This window comes from Bacillus sp. 05T31 (assembly GCF_056396725.1).
This window is the reverse complement of sequence record NZ_JBFTMA010000177.1, coordinates 1-7801: the sequence shown is the minus strand read 5'-3', so window position 1 is coordinate 7801 and position 7801 is coordinate 1. Positions and strand designations below refer to the sequence as shown.

The 7801-nt window shown below is 35.3% G+C and carries 6 protein-coding genes; 5 read left to right on the top strand and 1 reads right to left on the bottom strand.

Features of this window, described 5'->3' with window-relative positions; genetic code table 11:
* The first annotated feature begins 296 nt into the window (after positions 1-296).
* The 5 genes from AC1DJR_RS13145 (at position 297) to AC1DJR_RS13125 (ending at position 6872) form a co-directional block, all read left to right on the top strand.
* Positions 297-1580: an alanine/glycine:cation symporter family protein gene (locus tag AC1DJR_RS13145; protein ID WP_477002772.1), complete on the top strand. Its 1284-nt coding sequence runs from the start codon at positions 297-299 to the stop codon at positions 1578-1580.
* A gap of 222 nt (positions 1581-1802) precedes the next feature.
* Positions 1803-3245, top strand: coding sequence for an alanine/glycine:cation symporter family protein (locus AC1DJR_RS13140; RefSeq protein ID WP_477002771.1), 1443 nt, complete (start codon positions 1803-1805; stop codon positions 3243-3245).
* 299 nt (positions 3246-3544) lie between these two features.
* Entirely contained in the window at positions 3545-4726 is a 1182-nt protein-coding gene (locus AC1DJR_RS13135; protein WP_002089478.1) for a NupC/NupG family nucleoside CNT transporter, read from the top strand.
* 487 nt (positions 4727-5213) lie between these two features.
* A complete protein-coding gene (locus AC1DJR_RS13130; RefSeq protein WP_341026082.1) occupies positions 5214-6395 on the top strand; it encodes a NupC/NupG family nucleoside CNT transporter in 1182 nt (393 codons plus the stop codon).
* Between the two features lie 246 nt (positions 6396-6641).
* Positions 6642-6872, top strand: a complete 231-nt coding sequence (locus tag AC1DJR_RS13125; protein ID WP_477002773.1) for a hypothetical protein — start codon at positions 6642-6644, stop codon at positions 6870-6872.
* Between the two features lie 24 nt (positions 6873-6896).
* Here AC1DJR_RS13125 and AC1DJR_RS13120 read toward each other — a convergent pair.
* Positions 6897-7801: DUF418 domain-containing protein (locus AC1DJR_RS13120; protein WP_477002770.1), on the bottom strand; the 905-nt coding region annotated here is incomplete at its 5' end.

Here is a 7801-nt window from a genome sequence, read left to right as displayed (position 1 = left end):
CCTCCAAATTGTTTTGTTAAAGTGTATATCTAAAAATAAATGAATTTAGTGTAATTAGGTTTGTTACAACTTGATGTAATCATTATAGTTACATGTTTGTGTTTTTGTCAATGGTGTTGTTTATGAAATTATTTTTTATTTTAGTATGCGCAGCTAGTGAAAGTAGAGTCAGAAAAGAACAAGGTATTTATATTGTGAGACCTAATATTTGGAAGGAATGAATTGTCGAAAAATGTTGATTTTTGAATATTTTTTGAATATAATTCGATTTATGGAGAAAAGGAGGGGTTAATTGTATGAATATTTTAGAACAATTCGTTTCATCAACGAATACAATTCTTTGGTCATATATTCTTATTGCAATGTTAATTGGTTTAGGGCTTTATTTTTCTATTAAATTGAAATTCGTACAACTTACTCATTTAGGGGAAATGATTCGATTAATGAGTGATGGCTTAACTGGAAAGACACGTAAAAAGGGAAGTGTATCGTCATTCCAAGCATTTTGTATGAGTTCAGCAGCTCGTATTGGTATCGGGAACTTAGCTGGTGTAGCGCTAGCTATTTCTATGGGAGGACCAGGAGCTGTATTTTGGATGTGGGTTATTGCGATTATTGGGGCGTCTTCAAGTTTCGTAGAAAGTACGCTTGCGCAAATTTATAAAGTAAAAGATGGCAGTGGCTTCCGTGGTGGTCCTGCTTATTATATGGAAGTGTTAGCGGTATTAGTCGCGGTTATTATTTTTGGTGGTGTAAAAAGTATTGCGCGTATGTCTGAAATGATCGTTCCGCCAATGGCGCTTATTTATATTGCAGTAGCAATTTTCGTCGTTATTAAAAATTAYTATTTAATACCGGATATGTTTACAGAAATCTTTAAAGGGGCATTTGGTTTAGATTCAGCTGTAGGTGGCGGTATTGGTGCTGCAATGAAGTTTGGTATTCAACGCGGATTATTTGCGAACGAAGCAGGTATGGGTAGTGCACCRAAYGCGGCWGCAACAGCGGATGTAACACAYCCAGCRAARCAAGGTTTTATTCAAACAATTGGMGTATTAGTAGATACATTCTTAGTATGTACATCRACRGCATTTATCGTACTATGTTCTGGTGCATATAAAGCAACAAATTTAGAAGGTATTGAGTTAACGCAAAATGCATTAAGTTCACAGATTGGTCCGTGGGCAAGCAGTTTCTTAGCAATTATTATTTTCTTATTTGCATTCAGTTCTCTTCTAGGAAACTACTATTATGGTGAAACAAATATTGAATTTATTAAACAAAGTAAAACTTGGTTAACAATTTACCGTATTGCGGTTGTAGGAATGGTACTATTCGGTTCTGTTGCGACGCTTCAAGTTGTATGGAATATGGCGGATTTATTTATGGGACTAATGGTAATGACAAACTTAATTGCGATTACACTTCTTGGCCGATTTGCATATGCTGCGTTGGCGGACTATGTGAAACAAAAGAAACAAGGAAAAGATCCGGTATTCAGTGCAGATTCTATTCCTGGTTTAACGAACACAGAGTGTTGGGATAAGCCGGCGGTAACAGATAAAGAAAAAGCAGTATAATAAAAAGGCGAGCATCGAGATGAATTCGATGCTCGTTTTTTTGTTGTAATTAATGATATTAAGGCTAAAAGATGATTAATATAATTTTTATAAAAAATACGGATGTTATAATTGTTAACATTTTCATGTCATAAAACCTTACATTTCTTGTCGAAAATTCTTGATTGTTAAAAGTTTTTAGAATATAATCTTCTTAGTGTTATGAAGAGGGGGAACGCAATGATGGATTTTTTAACTAGTGTTATTGGGGATATAAATAATGTTCTTTGGTCATATATTATTATTGCAATGCTAATTGGACTTGGGCTTTATTTTTCTTTCCGAGTAAAGTTTGTTCAAATACGTTACTTTGGAGAAATGATTCGTTTACTTGGGGATGGAGCGAGTTCAAAAACAAGAAAAGCGCAAAAAGAAAAAAGTGGTGTATCATCATTCCAGGCTTTTTGTATGAGTACAGCTTCTCGTGTAGGTACTGGTAACTTAGCTGGTGTAGCTATCGCAATCYCAGCAGGTGGACCAGGAGCGGTATTTTGGATGTGGTTAATCGCGGTAATTGGGGGTGCTTCTGCATTTGTAGAGAGCACATTAGCGCAAATTTATAAAGTAAAAGATGGGAATGCGTTCCGTGGTGGTCCAGCGTATTATATGGAAAAGGGTTTAAAGAAACGCTGGCTAGGAGTTGTCTTCTCTGTTCTAATAACAGTTAGTTTCGGATTAATTTTCAACGCCGTGCAGTCAAACACAGTAGCGGCGGCTTTTGATGGAGCATTTAACACAGATGGTAAGTTTGTAGGTCTGTTTATGGCTGGTTTACTTGCAATCATTATCTTCGGCGGAGTAAAACGTATTGCACGTGCGGTTGAAATGATTGTTCCAGTAATGGCAATTATATATGTAGCAGTGGCATTATTCGTTGTTGTAACAAACATTACGGCAATTCCATATGTATTTAAAGAAATTTTCTTACATGCTTTCGGAATTAAAGAAGTAGTGGGCGGGGGATTAGGAGCTGCGATTTTACTAGGGGTAAAACGTGGATTATTCTCAAATGAAGCAGGTATGGGTAGTGCGCCAAACGCAGCTGCGACTGCAAACGTAACGCACCCAGTTAAACAAGGTTTCATTCAAACTTTAGGGGTATTTACAGATACATTATTAATTTGTAGTTGTACAGCATTTATCATTTTATTATCAGATGTGCCTGGAGCGGCTGATTTAAACGGAATTCAATTAACGCAACAAGCATTAAGTCAACATATCGGACCGTGGGCTTCTATATTTGTAGCAGTTGCAATCTTCTTGTTTGCATTTAGTTCATTAGTAGGTAACTACTACTATGGTGAAACAAATATTGAGTTTTTAAATGGAAGTAAAGTTTTACTAAATGTTTATCGAATCGCGGTACTTGGTATGGTTATGTTAGGTTCTGTAGCAACAATTCAAATTGTTTGGGACTTAGCAGATTTRTTCATGGGTATCATGGCTATTATTAACTTAGTGGCGATTGTATTCCTTTCTAAGTATGCTTTCGCGGCATTATCAGATTACGTAAAACAAAAGAAACAAGGAAAAGATCCAGTCTTTTATGCGGRGTCTATTCCAGGTTTAAACAATACAGAGTGCTGGGACAAGCCAGCAGTAGCAGATAAAGAAAAAGCTGTATAATAAAAAGGAACGAGCATCAGAGAAATTTGATGCTCGTTTTTTTTATGGTGATAAACTAAAGGAAGAGGAAAAATACGAACATTAATGAGTGTTTTATAATAAAATGTATTTTTTTAATAAAAGTGCGGATGTGAGTTATAATTTGTGTTAGAATGGAAAATGGCTTTGAGACAAGAGATTTTATGGTTTTTCATATCCGATTGAAGGTTTTGGAGGAGAAATGGAAAGTTCGGATTATTCCTTGTTTTGAGTAGTCAGACGTTCAACGTTAATGAAGAGTTAAATGGAGGATTTTATTAATGAAGTTTGTTATGTTTCTTGTAGGACTACTAGTTGTATTCGTACTCGGCTTTCTTATAAGTTCTGATCGTAAGAAGATTAAGTATAAACCAATCGCAATTATGCTTGTTATTCAGCTAGCGTTAACGTATTTCTTATTAAATACGCCAATTGGTTATATTTTAGTAAAAGGAATTTCAGATGGATTTGGAGCGCTTCTTGGATACGCGGAATCTGGAATCGTTTTCGTATTTGGTGGCCTTGTTAATAAAGGAGAGGTTTCATTCTTCTTAACAGCTTTATTACCAATCGTATTCTTTGCAGTGTTAATCGGAATTCTGCAACACTTTAAAATTTTACCGATATTTATTCGTGCTATTGGTACTATGCTAAGTAAAGTAAATGGTTTAGGAAAATTAGAATCATATAATGCAGTAGCGGCCGCAATTGTTGGGCAAGCAGAAGTATTTATTACAGTAAAAGATCAATTAAGTAAAATCCCAAAACATCGTTTATATACACTATGTGCATCTTCCATGTCGACAGTATCGATGTCGATCGTTGGTTCTTATATGAAAATGATTGAACCAAAATATGTAGTAACAGCACTTGTATTAAATTTATTTAGTGGTTTCATTATCATTCATATTATTAACCCGTACGATATTACAGAAGAAGAAGATACACTGAAGTTAGAAAATAAGAAAAAACAGTCATTCTTTGAAATGTTAAGCGAATATATTATGCTTGGTTTCACGATTGCGATTACGGTAGCAGCAATGTTACTTGGTTTCGTAGCGTTAATTACAGCAATCAATAGCTTGTTTGATTCAGTGTTCGGTATTACATTCCAAGCTATTTTAGGATATATTTTCTCACCACTAGCATTCGTAATGGGTATCCCGCAAGCAGAAATGGTAACAGCGGGACAAATTATGGCAACAAAATTAGTATCAAACGAGTTTGTTGCGATGCTTGATCTAGGAAAAGTAGCTGGTGATTTATCAGCTCGTACAGTTGGTATTCTTTCTGTATTCCTTGTATCATTCGCGAACTTCTCATCTATCGGAATTATTGCAGGTGCAACGAAAGGAATCGATGAAAACCAATCAAACGTTGTTTCATCATTCGGATTACGACTTGTATACGGTGCGACATTAGTAAGTCTTTTATCCGCGATTATCGTTGGTGTTATGTTATAAAGTGAAACTTTAATCAGTGGGGGCTTTATCCCCMGCTGATTATTAGCCTTCACCAATCGGGCTTTTACGGGCAGTTAATCACCCACCTAACTTCTTTGTTTTCGCTGAATTTTGAGGTGGGGGTCTTACTGCCCGTTAAAGCGGGGTAAAAAGGGAGGCCCTAGCTCATAGCTAGGGCTATTTTTTATGGTGAATTTACATAAAAAAACCAATCTGTTAGGAATATATTAACATATAAAAATCTTTTAAAATTTATATTGCATTTCAATTAGATAACGCTTACAATTTGATTTGTAGGTGGTATCCATTTCAGACGTTAAATACGGTAGAGAAGAAGAGACTACCTGTTATAAATTGCAATTTATGTAAACGCTTACCTATTTTAGAAGACAGTTCAAAATATTTTAGGGGTTCATATTTTTTAACATTAATGGTCAGACGTCATTCGTTATACGACTGATAACTCATGGAAGTGGAGGATTCACATATGAAGTTAGTAATGTTTCTAGTCGGTTTACTTGTAGTATTTGTACTAGGGTTCCTTATAAGTTCAGATCGTAAGAAAATTAAATATAAACCAATTGCAGTTATGCTTGTAATTCAATTGGTACTTGCGTATTTCTTACTAAATACAAAGGTCGGATTTGTATTAGTAAAAGGGATTGCAGATGGATTTGGCGCTATTTTAAAATTTGCGGAAGCAGGGGTTAATTTCGTATTTGGTGGTCTAGCAAATGATGGACAAGCACCATTCTTCTTAACAGTATTATTACCAATTATTTTCTTAGCAGTACTAATTGGAATCTTACAACATATTAAAGTTTTACCGATTATCATTCGTGCAGTCGGTTTCGTATTAAGTAAAATTAACGGTTTAGGAAAACTTGAATCATATAATGCAGTAGCAGCGGCAATTGTCGGCCAAGGTGAAGTATTTATTACAGTAAAAGATCAATTAAGCAAATTACCGAAAAATCGTTTATACACACTTTGTGCATCATCAATGTCAACAGTTTCGATGTCAATCGTTGGTTCTTATATGAAGATGATTGATCCAAAATATGTAGTAACAGCACTTGTACTAAACTTATTTAGTGGATTTATTATCATTCATATTATTAATCCGTATGATGTGAACGAAGAAGATGACATTTTAGAATTACAAGAAGATAAGAAACAAACATTCTTTGAAATGTTAGGCGAATATATTATGCTAGGTTTCTCTATCGCTGTAACAGTAGCGGCGATGTTAATCGGTTTCGTAGCATTAATTACAGCAATTAACGGTGTGTTCGATTCTATTTTCGGAATCACATTCCAAAGCATTTTAGGATACATCTTCTCACCATTAGCATTCGTAATGGGTATTCCAACATCAGAGATGCTAACAGCGGGGCAAATTATGGCGACGAAATTAGTAACAAACGAATTTGTTGCGATGCTTGATCTTGGAAAAGTAGCTGGCGATTTATCAGCTCGTACAGTAGGTATTTTATCAATCTTCCTTGTATCATTTGCGAACTTCTCATCTATCGGAATTATCGCAGGTGCAACGAAGAGTATCGATGGAAAACAAGCAAACGTTGTATCTTCATTCGGATTAAAACTTGTATACGGTGCAACGTTAGTAAGTATATTATCAGCGATTATCGTTGGGGTTATGCTTTAATAAAGTGAAACTTTAATCCGTGGGGGACAAAGCCCCCCCACGGATTATTAGCCCTCACCAATCGGGCATTAACGGGCAGTTGATCTCCCACCCAACTCCTTTGCTTTCACTGAATTTTGAGGTGGGGGTCTTACTGCCCGTTAATGCGGGGTAAATAACAAAAAGTCGTTTATCTCTCATTTAGAGGATGGACGGCTTTTTTRTTTTGGTATGATAAATATAATAGCGCAGCGAGGGGGAATTAGGKTGMMAGAACGRGATAGTTTAAGGGAGTTTGATGAGRTTATAGAGAACATTGATSAWTTAACTGGAGAAGATGCTAGAGCGTTTTTGAAATTGCTACACGGATACTTGAGTATAGTAGAAGAAGGAGATGGGACTTTTACTCATAGTGACTTTGTTGAAAAGGTTTCAGGGCTTTATAAGATGGATTTACCGAAGTTTATTAAGGTTCGAGAAGAAATAAACAAGCAATGAGAACGGGCTCATTGCTTGTTTGGTTTAACTTGCTTTATCCAAACCTCTTTTAAATTGTGGTTTCTCTAAATAAGTTCCCAGTCTCCATACATATTCAACAGGGCCCATGCGGTATTTCTGTAGCCAATAAGTGCTAACAAATAGTTGAATCGTATAAATTCCAATGGTCAAAAGAATACCGAAGAAATATCCGATTTTACCGAATAAGCCAAAGCCGTATGCGTAAAAAATAGTTGTTGTGATAATGGATTGAGCTAAGTAATTACTAACCGACATTTTCCCCATATTCGCCATATATGTTAGTAAGCGCGATGCTTTTTTGTAATGGAATAATAAAATAATTGTGCTTCCGTAAAAGAATGTCATGGTTACTGATGTAAGGCCATCTTGTAACATAATTAAAATTGGATGCTTTACGAACATGGCTAAGATTTTAATTGTAAAAGAGAAAATACCAGTGATAAGCCAAATCTTTTTGATAGAAGGTATGTGTTTATCAATCTCAAATAACCAGCCCTTTTTTCCTACATACATTCCGAGTAAGAAAAGTGGGGACATAAAAATTATTGCGAAAATTGATATGAAAACTAGTCCGAAGAAACCGTTAATCCCAATATACTCGAAAGGACTTTCAGTTAATCTAAAGTTGACATGATCCATATAGCTTCCAGTTTCATGAACTTTATGCTCTTTTTCAATATAAGGAGCAAAATCATTAATATTTGTATTTGGATCAGTTTGATAAGACATAAGTGTAATGAGTGCGAGTAGAATAGTTGCCCAAATCAATAATGTTTTTGGTTTTCTATTTATAAACATCATTAAGAAAATCCCGATAAGCCCGTATGCAAATAAAATATCTCCGGACCAAATAAAGGTGCCGTGAATGAAACCTAGTAGTAAAAGAATGCTAATACGCCTTATATATG

What these genes read in the sequence shown, in the direction of transcription:
- AC1DJR_RS13135 (WP_002089478.1), top strand. Translation starts at nt 3,545, where the DNA reads ATGAAGTTTGTTATGTTTCTTGTAGGACTACTAGTTGTATTCGTACTC.
- AC1DJR_RS13130 (WP_341026082.1), top strand. Translation starts at nt 5,214, where the DNA reads ATGAAGTTAGTAATGTTTCTAGTCGGTTTACTTGTAGTATTTGTACTA.